Annotated in this window: 21 protein-coding genes and 2 tRNA genes; 14 read left to right on the top strand and 9 right to left on the bottom strand. The window is 71.6% G+C overall.

The features are described 5' to 3' along the window. Positions 1-311: 311 nt before the first annotated feature. A complete protein-coding gene (locus tag ELQ40_RS13000; protein WP_127794066.1) occupies positions 312-806 on the top strand; it encodes an HNH endonuclease in 495 nt (164 codons plus the stop codon). A gap of 117 nt (positions 807-923) precedes the next feature. Further along, entirely contained in the window at positions 924-1,910 is a 987-nt protein-coding gene (locus ELQ40_RS18940) for a CHAP domain-containing protein (protein WP_240665792.1), read from the top strand. A gap of 303 nt (positions 1,911-2,213) precedes the next feature. On the opposite strand, the gene ELQ40_RS12980 is transcribed toward ELQ40_RS18940, so the two are convergent. Next, on the bottom strand, positions 2,214-3,257 hold the full coding sequence (locus ELQ40_RS12980) for a beta-propeller fold lactonase family protein (RefSeq protein ID WP_127794064.1): 1,044 nt from the start codon (positions 3,255-3,257) through the stop codon (positions 2,214-2,216). A gap of 85 nt (positions 3,258-3,342) precedes the next feature. On the opposite strand from ELQ40_RS12980, the gene ELQ40_RS12975 reads away from it, so the two are divergent. From ELQ40_RS12975 to ELQ40_RS12965, 3 genes are all read left to right on the top strand, one after another. Then, a tRNA-Arg gene (locus ELQ40_RS12975) sits at positions 3,343-3,414 on the top strand. A 129-nt stretch (positions 3,415-3,543) separates the two neighbouring features. Beyond that, the gene (locus ELQ40_RS12970) at positions 3,544-3,870 is read left to right on the top strand and encodes an ATP-dependent DNA ligase (RefSeq protein WP_127795299.1); all 327 of its coding nucleotides are present in this window, start codon (positions 3,544-3,546) and stop codon (positions 3,868-3,870) included. After that, positions 3,867-4,097: a hypothetical protein gene (locus tag ELQ40_RS12965; RefSeq protein WP_240665791.1), complete on the top strand. Its 231-nt coding sequence runs from the start codon at positions 3,867-3,869 to the stop codon at positions 4,095-4,097. The genes ELQ40_RS12970 and ELQ40_RS12965 overlap by 4 nt, the downstream gene beginning before the upstream one ends. 51 nt (positions 4,098-4,148) lie before the next feature. Here ELQ40_RS12965 and ELQ40_RS12960 read toward each other — a convergent pair whose 3' ends face one another. Continuing rightward, complete coding sequence (locus tag ELQ40_RS12960; protein WP_127794063.1) at positions 4,149-4,505, bottom strand: hypothetical protein; 357 nt, start codon at positions 4,503-4,505, stop codon at positions 4,149-4,151. 108 nt (positions 4,506-4,613) lie between these two features. Here ELQ40_RS12960 and ELQ40_RS12955 point away from each other — a divergent pair, with 108 nt between their 5' ends. Continuing rightward, positions 4,614-5,681, top strand: a complete 1,068-nt coding sequence (locus ELQ40_RS12955; protein ID WP_127794062.1) for an ATP-dependent DNA ligase — start codon at positions 4,614-4,616, stop codon at positions 5,679-5,681. Between the two features lie 63 nt (positions 5,682-5,744). Here ELQ40_RS12955 and ELQ40_RS12950 read toward each other — a convergent pair whose 3' ends face one another. Then, complete coding sequence (locus tag ELQ40_RS12950) at positions 5,745-6,245, bottom strand: Lrp/AsnC family transcriptional regulator (RefSeq protein ID WP_127794061.1); 501 nt, start codon at positions 6,243-6,245, stop codon at positions 5,745-5,747. Positions 6,246-6,376: 131 nt separating this feature from the next. Here ELQ40_RS12950 and ald point away from each other — a divergent pair, with 131 nt between their 5' ends. Next, complete coding sequence (gene ald / locus ELQ40_RS12945) at positions 6,377-7,477, top strand: alanine dehydrogenase (protein ID WP_127794060.1); 1,101 nt, start codon at positions 6,377-6,379, stop codon at positions 7,475-7,477. 11 nt (positions 7,478-7,488) lie between these two features. On the opposite strand, the gene ELQ40_RS12940 is transcribed toward ald, so the two are convergent. Continuing rightward, positions 7,489-7,797, bottom strand: coding sequence for a rhodanese-like domain-containing protein (locus ELQ40_RS12940; protein ID WP_127794059.1), 309 nt, complete (start codon positions 7,795-7,797; stop codon positions 7,489-7,491). 121 nt (positions 7,798-7,918) lie between these two features. On the opposite strand from ELQ40_RS12940, the gene ELQ40_RS12935 reads away from it, so the two are divergent. Beyond that, a complete protein-coding gene (locus tag ELQ40_RS12935) occupies positions 7,919-11,695 on the top strand; it encodes an ATP-binding protein (protein ID WP_127794058.1) in 3,777 nt (1,258 codons plus the stop codon). A 267-nt stretch (positions 11,696-11,962) separates the two neighbouring features. Here the strand turns inward: ELQ40_RS12935 and mscL are convergent, their stop codons facing one another. The 3 genes from mscL to ELQ40_RS12920 are packed head-to-tail and all read right to left on the bottom strand — an operon-like array spanning position 11,963 to position 13,453. Beyond that, positions 11,963-12,475 (bottom strand): large conductance mechanosensitive channel protein MscL, encoded by a 513-nt coding sequence (gene mscL / locus ELQ40_RS12930; RefSeq protein ID WP_127794057.1) that lies wholly within the window; start codon positions 12,473-12,475, stop codon positions 11,963-11,965. Positions 12,476-12,501: 26 nt separating this feature from the next. Next, entirely contained in the window at positions 12,502-12,837 is a 336-nt protein-coding gene (locus ELQ40_RS12925; RefSeq protein ID WP_127794056.1) for an FmdB family zinc ribbon protein, read from the bottom strand. A gap of 37 nt (positions 12,838-12,874) precedes the next feature. Then, a complete protein-coding gene (locus ELQ40_RS12920; RefSeq protein ID WP_127794055.1) occupies positions 12,875-13,453 on the bottom strand; it encodes a 5-formyltetrahydrofolate cyclo-ligase in 579 nt (192 codons plus the stop codon). Between the two features lie 62 nt (positions 13,454-13,515). On the opposite strand from ELQ40_RS12920, the gene galU reads away from it, so the two are divergent. From galU to ELQ40_RS12890, 6 genes are all read left to right on the top strand, one after another. Beyond that, positions 13,516-14,409 (top strand): UTP--glucose-1-phosphate uridylyltransferase GalU, encoded by an 894-nt coding sequence (gene galU / locus ELQ40_RS12915; protein WP_127794054.1) that lies wholly within the window; start codon positions 13,516-13,518, stop codon positions 14,407-14,409. 27 nt (positions 14,410-14,436) lie between these two features. After that, entirely contained in the window at positions 14,437-15,099 is a 663-nt protein-coding gene (locus tag ELQ40_RS12910) for a GNAT family N-acetyltransferase (protein WP_127794053.1), read from the top strand. A gap of 51 nt (positions 15,100-15,150) precedes the next feature. Then, the gene (locus ELQ40_RS12905) at positions 15,151-16,200 is read left to right on the top strand and encodes a hypothetical protein (protein ID WP_127794052.1); all 1,050 of its coding nucleotides are present in this window, start codon (positions 15,151-15,153) and stop codon (positions 16,198-16,200) included. A gap of 45 nt (positions 16,201-16,245) precedes the next feature. Further along, positions 16,246-16,321: transfer RNA gene (locus ELQ40_RS12900), tRNA-Ala, on the top strand. Between the two features lie 53 nt (positions 16,322-16,374). After that, positions 16,375-16,746, top strand: coding sequence for a SelT/SelW/SelH family protein (locus tag ELQ40_RS12895; protein WP_127794051.1), 372 nt, complete (start codon positions 16,375-16,377; stop codon positions 16,744-16,746). Continuing rightward, complete coding sequence (locus ELQ40_RS12890) at positions 16,746-18,257, top strand: MFS transporter (RefSeq protein WP_127794050.1); 1,512 nt, start codon at positions 16,746-16,748, stop codon at positions 18,255-18,257. Before ELQ40_RS12895 ends, ELQ40_RS12890 begins: the two co-directional genes overlap by 1 nt. Before the next feature lie 48 nt (positions 18,258-18,305). On the opposite strand, the gene ELQ40_RS12885 is transcribed toward ELQ40_RS12890, so the two are convergent. Together ELQ40_RS12885 and ELQ40_RS12880 are read right to left on the bottom strand one after the other, a co-directional pair. Continuing rightward, entirely contained in the window at positions 18,306-19,043 is a 738-nt protein-coding gene (locus tag ELQ40_RS12885) for a DNA alkylation repair protein (RefSeq protein WP_127794049.1), read from the bottom strand. Positions 19,044-19,147: 104 nt separating this feature from the next. After that, positions 19,148-20,623 carry an MFS transporter gene (locus ELQ40_RS12880; RefSeq protein WP_127794048.1) on the bottom strand — a complete coding sequence of 492 codons (1,476 nt, stop codon included), beginning with the start codon at positions 20,621-20,623 and terminating at the stop codon, positions 19,148-19,150. Positions 20,624-20,708 lie beyond the last annotated feature (85 nt).

The following is a 20,708-nucleotide window of genomic DNA, read 5'->3' as shown; positions in this document are numbered from 1 at the left end:
TTCGTCGCGTAACGTGTGCCATGACGAACCGCGAACCGGGAACGGAGCGAGGGTGATGATCGACGCGGGAGGCATCCATTCCAAGGATGCGCGCGCGCGTTTCGACCAACGCCGCAGCAGTCGGGTGAGCGGGCGCCGGGACCACCGGAACGCTCGCGAACCGCATGCCGACGGGCACTGTCATCTGGACAGTGCCCGTTCTTCGTTCCCGGGGCGCGTTTCCGGCGGGAAGCACCCGCCGTGCGCCTCGCGCGGTCCGTCGATCCGTTCACGCGGCTGGAAGCCATCCAGCACCGATCGAAAGGCACCCAATGCGCACCCTCGTGCTCAACGCCGGCTATGAGCCGCTCGCCGTGGTCTCCTTCAAGCGCGCACTGCTCCTCGTGATGCACGAGAAGGCGACCGTCGTCCTGCACGACGCGGATCACCCGGTCCGTGCGGCGAACGGCGACTGGGATAGACCGAGCGTCATCGTGCTCACCCGCTACGTGCGGCCCCCGCGGGTGCACCACGTTCCCGTGAGCCGAAGAGGGGTCCTGCGGCGCGACGAGCACCGTTGCGCGTACTGCGGGGCATCGGCCGCGACGATCGACCACGTGCTCCCCAGGTCGCGCGGCGGGCGGGACACCTGGGAGAACCTCGTCGCGTGCTGCCTGCGGTGCAACAACGTGAAGAGCGACCACACGCCCGCCGAGATGGGATGGCAGCTGCGCTTCACGCCGCGGATGCCGCAGGGCCGAGGATGGGTCGTGCGCGGGTTCGAACGCCCCCTGCCGCAATGGAGCGAGTTCCTCCAGGCCGCGTGATCGTGACACCGGCGGCGCTGTGCTCTATGGTGGTCTGAGTCCGGAGCGCCCCCTGCTCCGCGATGCATCTGTCTGCCCGACACGCTCCCGACGTGCACGGGCCAGGAGGTCCAGTACGTGAGCGGTGACGTGACGAGCGGCATGCAGCAGCCGACGAGCCGGGCAGCACGCCGCGCGGCAGAAGCCGCCGCCGAGGCATCCGCAACCCGTTCCGGTCGTCGTCGGGGTTCCACCGACCAGGTCGCGTCGGGTGCGTCGCAGCCGACCGCGTCGGCGACCGCCCGGCCGGTTCCGCCCGCCGGGCGCCCGGCCCGCACCCCGATCCCCGCCGCCCGGCAGCGGCCCGTCGCCCCTCCGGCCCCGGCGCCGCGCGCGACCGGAGCCGTTCGTCGCACCGGCCCGACCCGGGTGCTCGCCGCCGTGCTCGTCGTGCCGGCGATCATCGGGACCGTGGCGCTGCCCGCCTACGCGATGGCGCCGGGAGCGCCCGGGTTCGACACCTCGCACCAGTTCTCCCGCACCACGGCGGAGGCGCAGGACGTCGACGTCTCGGCGCTCGCCGGCGGCGCCAGCCTCTCCTCGGATGCCTACGCCGTGAAGACCAAGGTCGAGATCGACGAGGAGGCTGCGGAGGCGGAGCGTTCGAGCGCGGCGAGCCTGGTCAATCGTGCGGGCGCCTACTACACGCCCGCGCAGCAGGCCGAGGGCGACGACTATCCGTGGTGGAACGAGACGCCCGACGACTACGGCGGCGGCCTGTCACCGCTTCGGTACTACTACCGCGAGTGCGTCGACTTCGTCGCCTGGCGGATGAACCGCGACGCCGGGGTCACGAGCGGCCCCTGGAAGTGGGACTGGTCGAACCTCGCCTCAGGCAGCGCGTACGCGTGGGCCGACGAATGGGCGGCGCGCGGCCGCGCGACGAGCAGCGAACCGATCGTCGGGTCGGTCGCCTGGTTCCCGTACAACCACGTCGCGTACGTGCAGGCGGTCAACGGTGACGGCACCGTCACGATCGAGGAGTACAACCAGAACTCCGATCACTCGTACCACGTGCGCACGATTCCGGCGTCGTCGGCGATCTACCTGTACCCGCCGGTCTGATCGGCGTCGGCGCGACGCCTGCCGAAGCCGGGTTGTCGACACCATGGCGAAATCCGCAATCTCTGTTGGACGGCTCGGCTAATGTCCGCGGCGGCGCGACGCCGGTAGCGTGAGGGGAACCACTCCACGCGGAAAAGGTGAGGGCGATGACGCAGCAGGCCATGGACGACGTACGACTCGAGGAGGTCGGGTTCGTCGACGAGCCCGCGCCCGCGACGAGCGCGATCGTCATCCTCGGCTACAACTGACGTCCCTCGGGCCGCACAGTCGGCCCTGACGGTGCGGCGACCGACCGCGAGGCGTTCACGGCACGCGAGCGAGGCACGACGGTGCCGGCGTGGTGATCGTGTCGACGACGTGCGTCGGCACCCCGCCGTCGAGCGCGATGATCGCGATCGAGTCGGATGCCTGGTCGGCGACGAGGGCGAACCGCTCGTCGTGCGTGACGTGCAGGTCCCTCGGGTGCCGGCCGCCGGTGACGACGGATGCCGCGTGCTCGAGGGTGCGGCGGTCGGCGTCGAGTCGCAGTGCGACCAGCGCGTCGGCGTCGCGGTCGCCGATCAGGACGGTTCCCGCACGCGTGAGCCGGATCGCCGAGACGCCGAGTGCGCGGGGCGGCACCCGCTCGTCGACCGGGAACACGGCGACCTCGTCGCCGACGACGAGATCGATCACGCTCGCGGTGCGGTCGAGTTCGTTGGCGACGACGGCGAGGTCGCCCGCGATCACGAGGTGGCGTGGTCCGGCGCCGGGGTGCACGGCGATGTCGTCCTCATCGGAGTGACCGAGCCGGTCCGGCAGCTCCGCGATGCCTGCGACCCGGATCCGGTCGGAGCCGAGGTCGGGCACGAGGACCCGGTTCCGTGCGTGGTCGACGACGACCTGGTGCGGGTGCGACGACTGCTGGCGCTCCGCGTTCGGCCCGGTGCCGGAGAATGCGACGGACAGCGGGGCATCAGACGCTTCGGCATCGGGCACGGCCGGGTGCGCGGTGAGGTCGCCGCCCGAGTAGTTCGCGGCGAACAGCCAACGTCCGGCCTCGTCGAACGCGACGTGGCAGGGATCGCCCGAGCCGGTCGGGGTGGACGGCCCGAAAGGACGGAGGCCGTCGCCCTCGAGCGTCCAGGTGGAGACGAGGCCCTCGTGCAGCTCGTTCGCGATCCCGAGCAAGCCCGAGGCGGCCGCGATCGCGAGGTACATCGGGTTGGGGCCGACGTCGACCGGATCGCCGAGGGTCCAGCCGCCGTCGGCGTCGATGTCGAGGCGACGGATGCCCGTCGCCGCCGATCCGAGCGCACCCTGTGTCGAGGCGCCGACCCAGAACCTCGTCGATTCCCGCTCCGGCATGTCCGCTCCCTCCGCGGCCGCGCCGCGCCCGCGCCCCGTGCGCGCCGCAGGACAGGCTATCGGGTGCCGTAGACTCTCGTGGTCAGCCTCTGTAGCTCAATGGAAGAGCAGTTCCGTCCTAAGGAAAGGGTTGGGGGTTCGAGTCCCTCCAGGGGCACTCACCGTCGGTCAAGCCACCCGCTGCCGTCAACCCATTGCCGGGATCGGCGAGGCGTGGGAATCTGGGCATCCGGTCGGGCAGGCATCGAAGCGTGCGGGCGCGTTCGCGGGCGGAGTGGGGGCGTGGATGGGCAAGCTGACGTACGACTCGACGTTGGGCGTCGACTTCGACGATCGGGTCCTGGCGCACCTGCAACTGGTGATCGGGGCGAAGCTGCGACGCGGCGAGTCCTTCTTCTTCAGCTGGCGCGACGACCCGTCGATCGGCGACGGACGGAGTTCGCTGTGGATGCATCCGAGCGTGCCGCTCGCGTTCAAGTACTCGGGGGGTCGGCCGCCGTCGATCAACCGCACCTGGATCGAGGCGCTCATGGATACGGCCAACTCGCCGTCGGGCCTCGTGATCGTGCCGGAGCCGCCGCCCGGCCCGACCGACCGGGGGAGCGAATCGTGAAGCGCGTGAACGTGCTCTACGACGGGCACCAGTACTCCGTCGGCGAGACCGAGGTCGAGGCGCTCCGGGCGGCGGTCGACGAGGCGTACCGGTCGGGCCGACCGGTCTGGGTGACCCTGAACCTCGGCGAGGGGCGGCCGCAGCCCGCCGAGCTGTTGATCGGACCGGGCATCCCGATCAGCCTGGTGCCGATCCCGGCGGACGTCTCGACACCCGCCGACGACTGACGGCGGGTTGTCGGCGATCAGGGCACGCCGGCGATCAGGGTACGCCGGCGATCAGGGCTCCGGCCAGTCGTACTCGCCGGTGACCGTGGCCGGATCGGCGTCACCGCCGCGCGGCGGCGGGACCTCCGCGATCGGATGGGACACCAGCAGCGCGATCTCGGCCCGGAGCCCGGCGACGGTGCCGGCATCGTCGAGGTCGTCATGACCCGGCAGCTGTTCCGAGACGAGTTGGCTGGCGGGTCCGAGCAGCAGCTTCGCGCGCTCGATGCCGCCGTCGGCGCCCACGACGGGGATCTCCACCGAGGCCGCCGAGTGTTGCCGCGCGAGCGCCGCCGCGAGGCCGATCAGCGCTTCGGCGATCGCGTCCCCGGTGACCAGCTCGCCGCCGGCGTAGTGGATGCGGTGCATGGCGTCGTGCCCCCTCCCGTCGGATCCCTCGTGGCCGACGGTAGGCGCGCCTCCGGATCGGCCGTCAGGGGATTGACCGCCTCCGGCGCCGGATGCTACCCATGACGGATGGACCTCCCGGTGATGCCGCCCGTGGCTCCGATGCTCGCGAAGCCGGTGAAGGAGATCCCCGACGTGGGTCACGTCGAGCCGAAGTGGGACGGATTCCGCACGATCGTCTTCCGCGACGGCGACGAGGTCGTGCTCGGCAGCCGCAACGAGAAGCCCATGACCCGGTACTTCCCGGAACTCGTCGAGCAGTTGCGGCGCAACCTGCCCGATCGCTGCGTGGTCGACGGCGAGATCATCCTCGTCGTCGAGGGCCGCCTCGAGTTCGAGGTGCTGCAGCAGCGGATCCATCCGGCCGACAGCCGCGTCCGGATGCTCGCCGAGCAGACGCCCGCATCGTTCGTCGCGTTCGACCTGCTGGCGCTCGGCGGCGACGATCTCACCGGCAGGCCGTTCGGCGACCGGCGGCGACTGCTCGAGGAGGCGCTCGCCGAGGCATCCGACCCCGTCTTCGTGACGCCCGCGACCGGCGACCCGGCCGTCGCACGCGAGTGGTTCGAGCGGTTCGAGGGCGCAGGACTCGACGGCGTGATCGCCAAGCCCCTCGACGGCACCTACCTGCCCGACAAGCGAACCATGTTCAAGGTCAAGCACGACCGCACCGCCGACGTCGTGGTCGCCGGGTACCGGTGGCACAAGTCCGGCGGCATCGTCGGGTCGCTGCTGCTCGGCCTGTACGGCGACGACGGGCGGCTGCATCATGTGGGCGTCGCGGCGTCGTTTCCGATGGCGAAGCGGGCGAGCCTCGTCGAGGAGCTCGCGCCCCTCGTCGAAGACGACCTGTCGCGGCATCCATGGGGGGAGTGGGCCGACCAGTCGGCGCACGCGGCGACGCGCATGCCCGGTGCCGTGAGCCGGTGGAGCGCCGGCAAGGACCTCTCGTTCGTGCCGTTGCGGCCCGAAAGAGTCGTCGAGGTCGCCTACGACCAGATGGAGGGCGACCGTTTCCGGCACACGGCGCAGTTCCGGAGGTGGCGTCCGGATCGGGATGCCTCGAGCTGCACGTACGACCAGCTCGAGGAGCCGACGCCCCTCGACCTGGGCGAGATCCTCCCGCTGCGCGGCTGAGGCGCAGCGTCGGCGCGGGCCTGCGCCGTGACGTGAGCCGCCGCCGCGCGTCGCTGCCCGCGCTCAGAGCACGGCGCGGAGCCCGGCCGAGTGCGCGGTGTGGTGCTCGAACACGAGGTTGGTCTCGGTGAGGGCGACGGCCGGGTTGGCGGAGAGGTTCTTCAGCACGAACTGCCGCACGTGCTCGCTGTCGCGGACGCGGACGTGGATCAGGAAGTCCTCGGTGCCGCCGAGGAAGAAGAGCTGCGCCACCTCGGGTTCGCGCCGGAGCTCGTCGGAGATCTGCTCCATGAGATGGCGGGCGCCCGGCCGGATGCGCACGCTGACGAGCGCCTGAAGCGTGAACCCGAGGGCCGCGGGGTTGATCTCGGCGGTGTAGCGCACGATGACGCCGCGCTCGCGCAGCGACCGCACCCTGGCGAGGCAGGTCGACGGCGAGATCCCCACCTGCTTCGCGAGGTCCACGTTGGGCAGCCGGGCGTTCTCGTGCAGGAGCGCCACGATCTCGCGGTCGATCCCGTCAAGGCCGTACGGGTTCGCGCTGATCTGCGGTGCGTCGGTCATCCACCGATCCTTTCCCGAACTTTCGAACAAGTGTGAGGCAGTCTACCGAACGATATTCGGCGACTCTTCCGACTTGGCGAACGAACGGTCATCATGGATGCATCCCGTCATCAGAACATTCGGAGAGCCCCATGCACGTCGGAGTGCCGGCAGAGGTCAAGAACAACGAGTTCCGCGTCGCGATGACGCCGGCGGGCGTGCACGCGCTCGCGCAACGCGGCCACCGCGTCGACATCCAGTCCGGCGCAGGCTCGGGCGCCGGGTACACCGACGCCGAGTACGTCGCCGCGGGCGCAGGCATCGTCGCGACCGCCGACGAAGCCTGGGCCGCCGAGCTCGTCCTCAAGGTCAAGGAGCCGGTCGAGCAGGAGTACGGATTCCTCCGCGAGGACCTCACGCTCTTCACCTACCTGCACCTCGCCGCCGACCTCCCGCTCACGCGCGCCATCATCGACTCGGGCGTCACCGCGATCGCGTACGAGACCGTGCAGCTCGCCGATCGCTCGCTGCCGCTGCTCACCCCGATGAGCGAGGTCGCCGGCCGACTCGCACCGCAGGTGGGTGCGGCCTCGCTGCTCGCCTCGAAGGGCGGCCGCGGCGTGCTCCTCGGCGGCGTGCCCGGCACCGCGCCGGCCAAGGTCGTCGTCATCGGCGGCGGCGTCGCCGGCGAACAGGCCGCGCAGACCGCCCTGGGCCTCGGAGCCGACGTGACCGTGCTCGACATCTCGCTGCCCAAGCTCCGCGAGATCGACGAGCGCTACGGCCACTGCATCAAGACGCTCGCCTCCTCCGCGTACGAGATCGCCCGCCAGGTTCGCGACGCCGACCTCGTCGTCGGCGCCGTCCTCGTGCCCGGCGCCGCGGCCCCGAAGGTCGTCACCGACGAGATGGTCGCCCGGATGAAGCCGGGCGCCGTCCTCGTCGACATCGCGATCGACCAGGGCGGATGCTTCGAGGGCTCGCGCCCGACCACGCACGCGGAGCCCACCTTCACCGTGCACGACGCCGTGTACTACTGCGTCGCCAACATGCCGGGTGCGGTTCCCGCGACCTCCACGCCGGCGCTCACCAACGCGACACTCCCGTACGCGCTGAAGATCGCCGACCTCGGCTGGCAGGCCGCGCTCGCCGAGGACGCGGCGCTGGCGAAGGGGCTCAATGCGACATGCGGCCGCATCACGAACGCGGGCGTGGCCGCCGCGCACGACCTGGAGCTGCACGCAGCCATCTGATCAACCGGGGGTCAGGTCTCGTCGCCGAGCACGACCGGCAGGCCGGCGCGATACCACGCCACGATGCCGCCCTCGATGTTCGCGACCTCGACGCCCTGCCCCTCGAGGAACTGCGCCGCCTGGGCGCTGCGCCCGCCGACGTGGCAGATGACGTGCACCGGTCGGTCGCGCGGCACCTCGTCGAGCCGCGCGACGAGTTCGCCGAGCGGGATGTGCAGTGCCCCGTCGATGCGTGCCTGTTCGAGCTCGGTCGGTTCGCGGACGTCCAGGAGGATCGAGTCCTCGGCGGCGTGCGCCTCCTCGGGCGTGATGTGCTGCATGCGCCTGCCTCCTCGGTCGCGTCGATCGACCGACAACGATACCTCGCGCGGCGGCATCCGAATCCGGGGATCACGGCCCGGAATGCATCGATTCGGTCGTATCCGCACGTATCCTTCCGGTGTGCCGCGGCTCGAACGGAATCCAGACGAAGAGGACCTGCTTCCTCAGGACTCCGATGCCGTGGCCGACGAACTCACCCCGGGAGCCATGAGCCAGCAGCACACCAGCCCCGACGGCATCAGCGTCGGCGACCCGTCGGCGGTTGCCGGCAACATCGCCGATCCCGCGCGCGCGCGATGGATCGGCGAGCTGTCGAGCATCGGCGGCCGGTCCCCGCTCGTGCGCTTCGTCGACACCCCCCGCACCAGGATCGAACTGTCGACCACGCACCCCGGAGGGCTCCCGCAGTTCATCACGGGCAAGTCCACGCTGCTCTCGAGCCTGATCCGCGACGAGCTCGCCCTCCGCAACGCGAAGCTCGCCGCCGCCGAGATCACCCAGAAGGGGATCGAGCTGCGCTCGGTGCGCGGCATCGAATCCGTGCACCTCGCCATCGGGCTCGCGAACTGGCGCAACGACGGCGAGGAGTTCCTCGCCCCCGTGCTGCTGCGCCCGCTCGCGATCCGCCGGTACGGCCGCGACTTCGAGCTCAAGCTCAAGGGCCAGCCCTTCCTGAACCCGGCGTTGGCGCGAGAACTCCGCGAACAGTTCCAGATCACGCTCGACGCCGACGCGTTCGTCGCGCTCGCCATCACCAACGGCGCGTTCAAGCCGCAGCCCGTCATCGACCGGCTCCGCGGACTCACCTCGCACCTGCCGTGGTTCCGGGTGGCGCCGCGCCTGGTCGTCTCCAGTTTCGCCGAGGTCGGACCGGCGATGGCCGCGGATGCCGCGGACCTCGAGCACCCCGTCATCGACGCGATCGCCGGGCACCCGGCCGCGCGGGCGCAGCTCGCGGCGCAGCGCGGCGAACCGGCGCCGACCGTGCCGCAGGACCAGCGCCCGCCGCAGGGCGACCGCATGCTCCTCGACGCCGACCCCGAGCAGGAACAGGTCATCGCGCAGATCGAGGCCGGGGCATCCGTCGTCGTCAAGACGCTGCCGGGCACCGGCGGCACGCAGACCATCGTGAACGCCGTCGGCGCGCTCGTGGCGAAGGACCGGCGCGTCCTCGTCGTCGGTCCGCGGCGCGCGAGCCTCGACGGCATCGCCCACCGGCTCGGCCAGGTCGGGCTTGCTGGTGCCGCGGTCACGACGGCGGGACTGCGGCGCGAGCTCATCCAGTCGATCTCCCGCAACGAGAAGGCCGAGCGGCCGCGGGTCTCCGACGTCGACGATGCGCTCGTGCGCCTGCGCAAGGTGCTCCTCGACTATCGGGGCGCCCTCACCCGGCACGACCCCGACCTCGGGGTGTCGGTGCTCGACGCGCTCGCCGAGCTCTCCCGGCTCGCGCTGCTGCAGCCGGCACCGCACACGACCGCCCGCCTCGACCACGACTGCCTCGTGCGCATCGGCGGCATCCGCCCGGAGGTCGCGCGCGACCTGGTGCGCGCCGCGGAGCTCGGCGAGTTCAAGTACGGGCCCAACGACTCGCCCTGGTACGGCGCCGCGTTCGACACGGCCGAGGAATCGGAGGCCGCCCACCAGCTCGCGAAGCGGCTCCACGGCACCGACGTGCCGCGACTGCTCGAGCGCGGACGCACGCTCATCTCGCAGACGCGACTGCGCCAGTTCGAATCGATCGCCGAGCTCGGCGTGTTCCTGCGCCTGCTGCTCGACGTGCGAGACACGCTCGACAAGTTCCGGCCGTCCGTGTTCGACCGACCGCTCGGCGAGCTGATCGCCGCGACGGGCTCGCGGCGGGACGCTCCGGGGATGTCCGGAGCCAACCGGCGCAGGCTCCGTCGGTACGCGCTCGAGTACGTGCGCCCGGGCGTGCACGTGACCGACCTCAACGCCGCGCTCCGCGGCATCCAGCAGCAGCGCACGCTCTGGCAGCGGTACTCCGAGGCCGGAGCGATGCCGGGGGTGCCGGTCGGCATCGACGACGTCCGCGTGGCCTTCCAGACGGTCTCCGTCGACCTCGCCGCGCTCGATCGGCCACTGGGCGTCGCCGGGACGCCGCGCCAGCTGGCAGCGAGGCCGCTCCGTGAACTCACCACGATGCTCGCGGGGCTCGCGGCCGACTCGGAGGTGCTCGCCAACCTGCAGGAGCGCACCGCGCTGCTCGCGAAGCTGCGCGACCTCGGCCTCGACCCGCTGCTGCGCGACCTCACCGAACGCCACGTCCTCGAGCACCAGGTCGAGGACGAACTCGAACTCGCCTGGTGGCAGTCGATGCTCGAGGGAGTACTGGCGCACGACAAGGCGCTGCTCGGGGCGAACACGCAGGTGCTCGACCGGCTCGAGGCCGACTTCCGGCTCGTCGACGAGGCGCATGCCTCGGCGAGCGGCCCACTCGCGGCATGGCGCCTCGCCGAGAACTGGAAGGTCGCGCTCGTCGACCACCCCGACCAGGCGGCCGCGCTGAAGCGCATGCTCCGCGGCGATCGCGTGCGGCCCGCCGCCCTGCACGAGGGCGCTCCCGACCTGTTCCGATTGCTGGCTCCGATCTGGCTCGCCTCGCCGTACGAGGTCGATCGCATCACCGATCGCATCGCGTTCGACGCGGTCGTCATCGTCGACGCCGGCGCCACGACCATCGCGGAGAACCTCGGGGCGATCCGCCGTGCGAAGCAGGTCGTCGCCTTCGGGGACCCGGTCACGCAGACGCCGACGCTCTTCGCGACCGGGATCGACGACGACGACCGAGGTCGTGCCGGGCGCGGCGAAGACGACGAACAGGTCGGCGTCGACGCCCTGCACGCCGATTCCGCGCTCGCCCGGCTCGGCGAACTCCTGCCCACCATGACGCTCACCCGCAGCTACCGGGCCGGCGGCGAAGACCTCGCCGAGCTCGTCAACCGCCGCTTCTACGGCGGGCGGATCCAATCGCACCCGTGGGCGGGCAGCTTCCTCGGGCACGGCAGCCTGCGCCTGCACTACGTCTCCGGCAACGGACTGCCCGACCCGCTGACGGGCACCGTCGAGAGCCTGGACCAGGAGGTCGGGAAGGTCGTCGAGCTCGTCATGGACCACGCGGTCAAGCGACCGCGCGAGTCGCTCATGGTCATCACCGCGAGCCCTCGGCACGCCGGTCGCGTGCATCAGGCAGTGCTCGCCGCGTTCTCGAAGCGACGCGACCTCTCGGACTTCATCCTCAAGGACCGGGCCGAGCCGTTCACCGTGCTCACGCTCGAGCAGGCCGTGGCGCAGAGCCGCGACCGGGTCGTCTTCTCCGTCGGCTACGGCCGGACGCCGCACGGCCGGCTGCTGTCGAATTTCGGCGCGCTCGGCGAGCCCGGCGGCGATCGGCTGCTCGCGGTCGGCATGACCCGTGCACGCCGGTCGATGGACGTCGTCTCGGCGTTCCGCCCCGAGCACATCGACGGATCGCGGCAGGCGCACGGCGTGCTCGCGCTCGCGCAGGTGCTCAGCCAGACCGAGGAACGCCAGGCTCGGGACGACGCCGGGACGGCGCCCGACGCGATGCTCGCCGACCTCGCGGTCCGGCTCGAACGCCGGGGCGTTCGCGTGGCCCTCGACTATCGCGGGAGCCTCGCGCTCGCCGTGGCGCACGCGGGCAAGGCCGTCGTCGTCGAGACCGATGCGGCGCTGGCCGGGCAGAGCCTGCGCGAGTCGCTGCGCCTGCGCCCCGATGTGCTCCGCCGCCTCGGCTGGCACTACCTCCGCGTGCACAGCTTCGAGCTGTTCGGCAACCCCGAGGCCGTGGCCGGGCGAGTCGCCGCGTTGTTGGGCAAGCCCGAGGAGGAGCCGGCGGCCCGGGTCGCGTCATGACCGCGCCGGCCGATGAGCCGGGCGGAGACGGCGCCACGGAGGACACCGGTTCGAAGCGGCAGCGCGTCGAGCGCACGGGTCGCCGTCGCGCGCGGCTGACGCCCGTTCCAGGTAGCGACCCGTCACCGGAGACGGCGACGCCGGGCGAGGGGGAACCCGAACGGCCGACCCGGGGCGGCTCTCCGGACGACGACCGGATCACCCGGGAGCGGCCGCCGCACTGGTGACCCGCGGATCACCCGGCGGCGACGCCCCCGCCGGCGACGGTCAGCCCGCGTGGCGGCCGGAGCCCTGGCGAGGCTCGGCGTCGGCAGATGGGCTCGCGTCCGGCGTTCCGCCGCCGGCGTCGGATGCCGCGCCGGACGGCAGCCGGTCGCCGCGGGCGAGCAGGTCGCGGATCTCGGCGAGCACCGTGAGTTCGGTCTCGGGCTGCCCGGGGTCGGGCTGGCCGACGCGGCGCTTGGCCTCCGCGCGCTCCTTGAGCGTGTTCATGGGCAGCACGAACACGAAGTAGACCACCGCGGCGACGATCACGAAGGTCAGGATCGCCCCGATCACTGCGCCGAACTTCAGTTGGGCCGGCTCCCCGTCGAGGGTCGGGATCTCCACGACGAGCGCGTTGTCGAGGCTGTCGGCACGGAACACCGCGCCGATCAGCGGATTGATCAGGTTCACGACGAGTGCGTTCACGACCGCGGTGAACGCGGCGCCGATGACCACCGCGACCGCGAGCTCGATGACGTTCCCGCGAAGGATGAACTCCTTGAAACCCTTGAGCATATGTCCCCTCCCGACGCTCCGGTTGCCTACGCCACGCTAGCCGAGGCGCCCGAGGAGGTCGAACCGGAGGATGACGAACCGCCGGACGACGAACCGCCCGACGAGGAACCGCCGGACGACGAACCGCCGGACGAGGACGAGCCGCCGCCCGAGGCATCCGAGCCCTTCGAACCGCCGGCGGCGGCGCTGCGCGAGTCCGTGCGGTAGAAGCCGGAGCCGTTGAACGTCACGCCGATCGTGTTGAACAGCTTGCGCAGCCGGCCGCCGCACGCGGGGCAGTCGGTGAGCGAGTCGTCGGTGAAGGCCTGCTGGATGTCGAAGGCGTTGCCGCACTCGGTGCAGCGGTAGGAGTAGGTGGGCATGGATCTCTCGGATGACGGCGGGGGCGCGCGGCCCTGATCAGAATGCGACGATGCGCGTCGGCGTGACGACGCCGTCCACCGGTTGGTCGTGGACCTCACGGGGGACGGTCTCGACGAGTTCGGTGTCGAAGACCACGGCGTACACCGGAGGACATTTTCCCATCGAACCGAGGGTCTTGTCGAAATAGCCCCGCCCCCAGCCCAGCCGGAGGCCGGTCGCGTCCACCGCGGCGGCCGGCACGAGGATCAGGTCGACGTCGTTGATCGCCATCGGGCCCAGCAGTTCGCCCTCGGCCTCGGGGACCCCCGTCGGACCGATGCGTTCGCCGGGCGCTTCGCCGACCGTCCAGTCGAGGAGGCCGTCTTCGCGGGTCACCGGGAACAGCACCCGGATGCCGCGGGCCTCCGCCCATTCGACGAACGGCCGCGTGTTCGGCTCGGTGGGCATCGACAGGTAGCACGAGATCGACTCGGCACCGGTCGAGCCGATGAGTTCCTCGAGTCGTGCGGTGAATCCCTCGGTCGCGAGCTCGCGTTCGTGGCCGGGCATGTTCCTGCGTCGCTCGCGCAACTCGGCACGCAGCACGCGCTTGGCGACGGACGGATCGTCGGGCATGGCACACATCCTAGGACGCGCGCCCCGGCGCGGAGCCGGTGGTCGACGCTACGCTGATCGGCATGACTTCTCGGATCACGAAGGCCGTCATTCCTGCTGCGGGGTTGGGGACGAGGTTCCTGCCCGCGACGAAGGCGATGCCGAAGGAGATGCTGCCGGTCGTGGACAAGCCCGCGATCCAGTACGTCGTCGAGGAGGCGGTCGCGGCCGGCCTCGACGACCTGCTCATGATCGTCGGCCGGAACAAGAACGCCCTGGCGAACCACTTCGATCGGGTCATGGAACTCGAGGTCACCCTCGCCTCGAAGGGCGATGAGGCGAAGCTGGCGAAGGTCGAGGAGCCGACGAACCTGGCCGACATCCACTTCGTGCGCCAGGGCGACCCGAAGGGCCTCGGGCACGCGGTCTCCCGCGCGCGCAAGCACGTCGGGAACGAGCCGTTCGCCGTGCTGCTCGGCGACGACCTGATCGACGCGCGCGACGTGCTCCTGAGCCGCATGCTCGAGGAGCAGGTCCAGCGGAACGCGTCGATCGTCGCGCTGCTCGAGGTCGACCCCAATCAGATCCACCTCTACGGCGCCGCCGAGGTCGAACCGACCGACGAGCCCGACGTCGTGCGGATCACCGGGCTCGTCGAGAAGCCGGCGAAGGAGGTCGCACCGTCGAACTATGCGGTGATCGGCCGATACGTGCTGCGTCCCGAAGTGTTCGAGGTGCTGGAGCGGACCGAGCCGGGCAAGGGCGGCGAGATCCAGTTGACGGACGCGTTGATGGAGATGGCCGGCGACGTCGAGGGCACCGGCGGGGTGTACGGCGTCGTGTTCCGGGGGCGCCGGTACGACACCGGCGACAAGCTGGACTACATCAAGGCCGTCGTGCAGCTCGCCGCGGATCGCGACGACCTCGGCGTCGACCTGCGCGCCTGGCTCGCCGACTTCGTCACTCGGACACCGTGACCCGCGGGTGACCGCTACAGTCTGAGCATGCCAGCCGCCGTCCTGCCGACCCTGCGCGACGGCGACGTCACGCTCCGGCCGATCCGGGCCCGCGACGCGAAGCCGCTCGAACGGGCACTGCTCGACAACCGGACCTGGCTGCGGCGCTGGGAGGCGACGTACCCAGGCGGCGGCGGGGTGATCGACGCGAAGGCGAGCATCCGCAACCTGACCGCCCATGCCAGGGCCGGCCACGGGTTGCCGTTCGTCATCGAGGTCGACGGTGAGCTCATCGGCCAGTTGAACGTGTCGGGCATCGCGTACGGGTCGTTGTCGTCCGCCTCGATCGGCTATTGGGTCACCCGGGCGGCCGCCGGACGCGGCGTCACGCCGACCTCCGTCGCCCTCGCGACCGACTACTGCTTCCGCACGCTGCGACTGCACCGCATGGAGGTCTGCATCCGGCCGGAGAACCAGCCGTCGCTGCGCGTGGTCGAGAAGCTGGGGTTCCGTTACGAGGGTCTCCGGCGGCGCTTCATCCACATCGACGGCGACTGGCGCGATCACTTCGCGTTCGCGCTCGTGGCCGAGGAGGTCCCGGGCGGCGTGCTCGATCGATGGCGGAGCGGCCGCGTGCCCGAGGACGCTGCGCGCATCCCGGCAGAGGACCGCGCGGCGGCCGCATACCCGCTGCGTATAGCCGATCGCTGACACGCCCGCAACGATTCGGGTCGCGAGCGGCGGGTGACCTAGCGTTGACCCATGGACGCGATCGGTGGGGGAGTGCTCGTGGCGATCGCCGCGGCGCTGTGGATCGCCTACCTGCTGCCGTCATGGCTCCGGCAGCGCCAGTACGTGGCCACCGAGCGGAACGCCGTGCGTCTCCAGCAGACGCTGCGCATCCTGGCCGAGACGGCCGAGACCCCCGAGGAGGTGCGGGTCGAGGCGACCGCCCGGCAGGTTGCCTCGCAGCAGCGGATCCTCGCGGAGCAGGAGGCGGCGGCTCGGCTGGAAGCGGAGGCGGCCGAACAGTTGGCGATCGCCGAACGCATCCACGCAGCCGAACACGCCGCATCCGCGCGGGCGATCGCCGAGCGCGCGGTGACCGAGCCGATCTCGGTCGTGGTGCCGGTGCCGGGGCAGGTCGTTCCCGAGCCGGTCGCCGTGACTGTGGAGACCGAGGCTTCGGAAGCGTCGGTGCGCGTCGCACCCCAACCCGTGTCCTCGGCCTCGCGGAGAGCGCTGCGCCGTCGTCGCGCGGGCTGCTCGATGCTCGTGCTCGCCTCGATCCTCACGGTCGTGGTCGGCCTCGTCGGCCTGCCGTTCGGGCTGTCACCCCTTGTCGCGGGTGTCGGGGCCGCTGGTGCCGTCGCAGGTCTCGCCGGCATCGTGCTGCTCGCCCGCCGGCGGTCCGCCCCGGCAACCGTCACCGTCGCTGCGCCCGCGCCGGTGCCCGAGGCGTTCGAGCCGATCGACCTGCCCGAGGCCGAGCCGGAGTCCGTCGAGGGATGGACGCCGAACGCGCTGCCGAAGGCGCTGCACCTGTCGCGCGGCACCATCGCCGCCGCGGCCATGGCCTCGATCGAGGAGGCAGAGCAGTTGCGCCGCACGGCCCAGGAGGCGCAGATGGCCGAGCGCGCGGCCGAGCTCGCCCCGGCCGTGCCGAAGCTCGAACCCCGCCCCGCCGCACCGTCGCCGGCACCCGTCGCCGAGCCCGCCAGCCCGTACGCGGGCATGGGCGTGGTCGGCGAGGCGACGCCCGGATTCGACAGCCTCGACGCCGTCCTGCGCCGCCGCCGGCAAGCGGGTTGATGGTCAGGAGCACCCTCCGGGGGGTGATAGAGTCATTCACGGCTCGGGCCCATGGCGCAGTTGGTAGCGCGTCTCGTTCGCAATGAGAAGGTCGGGGGTTCGAATCCCCCTGGGTCCACCATCCCGATAGCCTCCGCCCCGGCGGGGGCTATCGGCATCTTCGGGGGAGGCGCGATGGACCACCAGATCCGGATCGTGTACTGCACGCAGTGCAACTGGCTCATGCGCGCCGCCTGGGCCGCGCAGGAACTGCTCAGCACGTTCCAGAGCGAGTTGCGCGGGGGAGTCACCCTGGTACCCGGCACCGGCGGGATCTTCGAGGTGTACGCCGACGGGGTGCGCGTCTGGTCGCGCGCCGAGGACGGCGGGTTCCCCGACATGACCGAGCTCAAGCGCCTCGTGCGCGATGTCGTGGCACCCGATCGGGCTCTCGGGCACGCCGATCGCGCGGCGGCACGGACCGCGGCCGACGCGGCGGCCGACGTGGCCGCGGCCGGCGCGGTCGCCGCCGCCGGCGCCGCCACGACTCCGGGGCGAGACGCCTGATGACCGGTTCGCTGCCGACGCAGTCGATCCCGCTGACGACGCCGCAGCGATGGCGCGCGTACTGGGTCTGCGTCGGCATCGCCGCGCTCACGATCCTCGACCTCACCAAGGTGAACGTCGCACTGCCGTCGATCGAGGCGGCGTTCGGGGTCGGGTCGACGGAGCTCCAGCTGATCGTCTCGGGCTACGTGCTCACGTTCGGGCTCACGCTGGTTCCGGCAGGCCGCATCGGCGATCAGCGCTCGCGCCGCACGATGTTCCTCATCGGCCTGACCGGATTCCTCGTCACGAGCGTCGTGTGCGCCGTCGCGCCGAACGTGACGGTGCTGCTCATCGGGCGCCTGCTGCAGGGTGTCGCGGCGGGCATCCAGATGCCGCAGGTGCTCGGGCTCGTGCAGCAGATGTTCCAGGGGTCGGAGCGCGGCCGTGCGTTCGGGCTCTTCGGGGCGACCATCGGCATCGCCACGGCGTTCGGGCCGACGCTCGGCGGACTGCTCATCGCGGTCGGCGGGGCATCCGACGGGTGGCGCTGGATCTTCTGGATGAACGTGCCGCTGGCGGCCGCAGCGATCGTCTTCGCCGCGATGTGGCTCCCCGGCCCGCCCGACCGCCCGGCGCGCAAGCTCGAGCTCGACCCGTTCGGGCTCCTGCTCTTCGCGGTCACGGTCGTGGCGCTCATGTTCCCGTTCCTGTTCACGACCGGTTCGCCGACCGACGATCCGAACCGGTGGTGGACGCTCGTCGTCTTCGTGTTCGCGCTCACCGGGTTCATCGCCTGGGAGCGTCGCTACGCCGCGACGGGGAGGCATCCGCTCGTTCCGCTGGCGCTGTTCTCGATCAGTTCGTACCGGAACGGCACCGCCCTCGCGACGGCGTACTTCACCGCGATGCCTGCGACGTTCCTGCTCACGACCCTGTACCTGCAGCAGGGTCTGGAACTCGAGCCCGTCTACGCCGGCATGGTCACCATCGGCTTCGCGCTCACCAGCGCGGTCTCGTCGTGGTGGGGCGGCAGGGTCGTCGATCGCATCGGCAGGCCGCTCGTCGTGTGGGGCCTGGTCGTCATCCTGGTCGGGCTCGGCGCGTCGGTCGTGCTCGCGATCACGACGGCACCCGAGGTCACGCCGTGGGTGATGGCCGCCGCCCTCTCGGTCGCCGGCGTCGGCGGCGGACTGGTGATCGCCCCGAACCAGACGCTCGCGCTGTCGGACGTGCCGGTCCGCCAGGGCGGGCTCGCCGGTTCGGTCGGACAGCTCGGGCAGCGCATCGGCACCGCGGTCGGCACGGCCGTCGCCCTGTCGCTCTTCTACGCGACGATCTGGCGCGAGGGCGACGGCGCGTCGGGAAGCCTCGAGGTCTACCACCACGCCTACGGGTACGGCATGATCGCGGTCGCCCTGTTCCTCGCGGTCGCGCTGGCGCTCGGCCTGGCCGACCTCGGGGCGAGGCGCAGGCAGCGCCGGGCACTCGGCGACGAGGAGGAGGCCGGCGAGGCATCCGACGGTCGGTGAACCGGTACGGACGGAGCCGGACCGGACCCGACCGGCGCGGGGATCGCCTCACCGGATGGCGAGGATCCTGGCCCGTTCCACCTTCGGGAGCTTCTCGATCGCGGCGCGCAGCGCGTCGCGGGGCATCTTCGCCGCGCGCGACTCGACGAAGGCGGTGAGGCGGCCAGGATCGCGGTCGCCCGCCGTGCGCAGCACCCACCCGACGGCCTTCTGCACGAACGGTGCGTCGTCGTCAGCCAACGTCGCGCTGAGCTCGAAGGCGTCGTCGAGGTCGTCGTGCGCGATGAACGCGAAGGTCGCGACGAGCGCGGTCCGCCGTTCGGGCCAGAACGCGGATGCCGCGAGCCGGCGCAGCTCGTCGCGGTCGCGGTCGACGAGCCGGCGGCCGACGACGTCTCGCGCGGCGAGGTCGACGAGATCCCACGTGTCGATGCGGTCATGCCGGCGGAGGTAGAGGTCGTACAGGTCGGCCCGCCGTTCGTCGGTCGTCCGGCGGTGCGCCGCGGACTTGCCCATGATGCTGCACGCGAGCACGCGCGCCTCGTGCTCGTCGCGATCGAGGAGGCGCTCGAGGTCGTCGACCGGGAGGTCGAGGTGCTGTTTGGCGAGGTCGAACACGTCGCCCATGCGCACGCCGAGGAACGAGTCGTCACCGGGGAAGAACCGGCGGTACTTCACGCGCTGGTCGTCGGTCGCGAGCGCGCGGAGCCGGTCGACGAGGGCCGCGCTCGTGTCGGTCTCGTCGGTCGTGCGGCCCGCGTCGTCGTCCGCCTCGTGCTGCACCATCGCGCCCCCTTCGCCCGTCGTCAGCGTAGCGCGGAGCCTGCCGCGCTACCGCTCGCGGTTCCCAGTGCGCAGCCGACGCGTGCGGGGCGCGCGGCCGTCGCGGGTCAGTGCCCGATGCCGGCCTGCGCCGTCCGGTCCGCAGGCGCGCCCGCGGCGGCATCCGAGAACGCGTCCTTCGGGACGAACGCGAGCAGCACGACCGAGGCGACCGCGGTCAGGCCGCAGACGAGCCACACGGTGAGGTATCCCGAGAACGAGCCCGCGGTACCGGCCGCATCGCCCGCACCGCCGACGACGTGGCTCGCGAGCGCGATCCCGAAGACGCAGGACGCGACCGCGCCGCCGACGGTCTTCACCGAGTTGGTGAGCCCGGTCGCGACGCCGGTCTGCGTCGCCGGCGCTGCCGCGGCGGCGGCCGCGGGGAGGGCGGCGACCAGCGCACCGGACCCGATGCCGGCGATCACCATGTTGGTGAGGGTCTGCGCGTACGTGTCGTGCAACGGCACGAACAGGAGGTAGCCGACGGCGACGAGCGAGGATGCCGCCATGAGCGCGATCCGCGGCGTGAGGCGCCTCGCGACGGCGGGGTACGTCAGCGCGCCGGCGATCATCGCGATGAGGTAGACGCCGATGAGCAGCGACGTCTGGAACCCCTGCGTGCCGAGCCCGTAGCCGTAGACCTCGGGATCGGTGCGGGCGAACGTCGACAGCGGCGCCTGCGCGCCGAGCACGCTCACGCCGAAGAGTCCGGCCGTCAGGAACACCGGGCGGAGCGCGGGTGACGCGAACATCCGGACGTCGATGAGCGGGTCGGGGTGGCGCAGTTCGTAGCGCGCGAACACGGCGCCGAGCGCGATGCCGAACGCGATCAGCCCCCACGAGAGCGGGTCGTCGACGCCGTTCAGGCGCAGGAAGCTGAGGCCGCCGGTGACGGCGAGCAGTGCGAGCGAGACCAGCACGAGGCCGATCGTGTCGAGACGCCCGCCGGTGAGGTCGGGCGACTCCTTCACGCCGAACACGATGACGACGAAGCACACGGCGACCGCGATCGCCGGGATGAGGAGCACGGTCGTCAGCGGCAGCGCGTCGATGAGCGCGCCGCCGGCCAGCGCACCCGAGATCGCACCGAGCTCGAGCGCAGCGACGAGCACGCCCGCCGACCGCATCGTGAGGGACGCCGGGTGCCCGGCCTGCCGGGAACGCGACCAGATGAGCGCGACCTCGAGCGGAAGCCACACGACGTAGAACCCCTGCAGCGCCCAGGCGACGAGGAACACCGCGAACGAGTCGGTGAACGGCAGCGCGAACGAGGCGACCGCGGTCACCGCGGTCGAGATCAGGAGCATCCGCTTGTGGCCGACCATGTCGCCGAGCTTCGCGAACGCCGGCACGACGAGGGCCGACAGCGCGAGCTGCGTGCCCTCGAGCCAGTTCACGTCGGCGTCGTGGATGCCCAGGTGCCGTGCGATGTCGGTGAGCATCGGCGTGTAGAAGCCCTGGATGATGCCGCTCGTGAACTCGACGAACGCGAGGAAGCCGACGATTGCGGCCAGGGGGCCGAACAGGGCAGGACGGGACATCTGCGTTCCTCTGGGGGTCCGCCGGGCGAGCGGAATCGGTGCCGGGTGGGCTTGGGGTGCGGTAACCCTATCTCACGCCGGGCGC

The sequence above is a fragment of the Agromyces sp. LHK192 genome (genome assembly GCF_004006235.1).
GTDB lineage: Bacteria > Actinomycetota > Actinomycetes > Actinomycetales > Microbacteriaceae > Agromyces.
Note: the sequence above shows the minus strand (reverse complement) of the source record. Positions and strands in the feature narration are given on the sequence as shown.

Excerpts from the sequence above, each read along its gene's own strand:
- ELQ40_RS12955 (WP_127794062.1), top strand. The coding sequence starts at position 4,614 with ATGGACCTCCCGGTGATGCCGCCCGTGGCTCCGATGCTCGCGAAGCCG.
- ELQ40_RS13000 (WP_127794066.1), top strand. The coding sequence starts at position 312 with ATGCGCACCCTCGTGCTCAACGCCGGCTATGAGCCGCTCGCCGTGGTC.
- ELQ40_RS12925 (WP_127794056.1), bottom strand. The coding sequence starts at position 12,837 with ATGCCCACCTACTCCTACCGCTGCACCGAGTGCGGCAACGCCTTCGAC.
- ELQ40_RS12940 (WP_127794059.1), bottom strand. The coding sequence starts at position 7,797 with ATGCAGCACATCACGCCCGAGGAGGCGCACGCCGCCGAGGACTCGATC.
- ELQ40_RS12910 (WP_127794053.1), top strand. The coding sequence starts at position 14,437 with ATGCCAGCCGCCGTCCTGCCGACCCTGCGCGACGGCGACGTCACGCTC.
- ELQ40_RS12880 (WP_127794048.1), bottom strand. The coding sequence starts at position 20,623 with ATGTCCCGTCCTGCCCTGTTCGGCCCCCTGGCCGCAATCGTCGGCTTC.
- ELQ40_RS12950 (WP_127794061.1), bottom strand. The coding sequence starts at position 6,245 with ATGACCGACGCACCGCAGATCAGCGCGAACCCGTACGGCCTTGACGGG.
- ELQ40_RS12960 (WP_127794063.1), bottom strand. The coding sequence starts at position 4,505 with ATGCACCGCATCCACTACGCCGGCGGCGAGCTGGTCACCGGGGACGCG.
- ELQ40_RS12905 (WP_127794052.1), top strand. The coding sequence starts at position 15,151 with ATGGACGCGATCGGTGGGGGAGTGCTCGTGGCGATCGCCGCGGCGCTG.
- ELQ40_RS12970 (WP_127795299.1), top strand. The coding sequence starts at position 3,544 with ATGGGCAAGCTGACGTACGACTCGACGTTGGGCGTCGACTTCGACGAT.
- ELQ40_RS12885 (WP_127794049.1), bottom strand. The coding sequence starts at position 19,043 with ATGGTGCAGCACGAGGCGGACGACGACGCGGGCCGCACGACCGACGAG.
- mscL (WP_127794057.1), bottom strand. The coding sequence starts at position 12,475 with ATGCTCAAGGGTTTCAAGGAGTTCATCCTTCGCGGGAACGTCATCGAG.
- ald (WP_127794060.1), top strand. The coding sequence starts at position 6,377 with ATGCACGTCGGAGTGCCGGCAGAGGTCAAGAACAACGAGTTCCGCGTC.
- ELQ40_RS12980 (WP_127794064.1), bottom strand. The coding sequence starts at position 3,257 with ATGCCGGAGCGGGAATCGACGAGGTTCTGGGTCGGCGCCTCGACACAG.
- ELQ40_RS12890 (WP_127794050.1), top strand. The coding sequence starts at position 16,746 with ATGACCGGTTCGCTGCCGACGCAGTCGATCCCGCTGACGACGCCGCAG.
- ELQ40_RS12920 (WP_127794055.1), bottom strand. The coding sequence starts at position 13,453 with ATGCCCGACGATCCGTCCGTCGCCAAGCGCGTGCTGCGTGCCGAGTTG.
- ELQ40_RS12895 (WP_127794051.1), top strand. The coding sequence starts at position 16,375 with ATGGACCACCAGATCCGGATCGTGTACTGCACGCAGTGCAACTGGCTC.
- galU (WP_127794054.1), top strand. The coding sequence starts at position 13,516 with ATGACTTCTCGGATCACGAAGGCCGTCATTCCTGCTGCGGGGTTGGGG.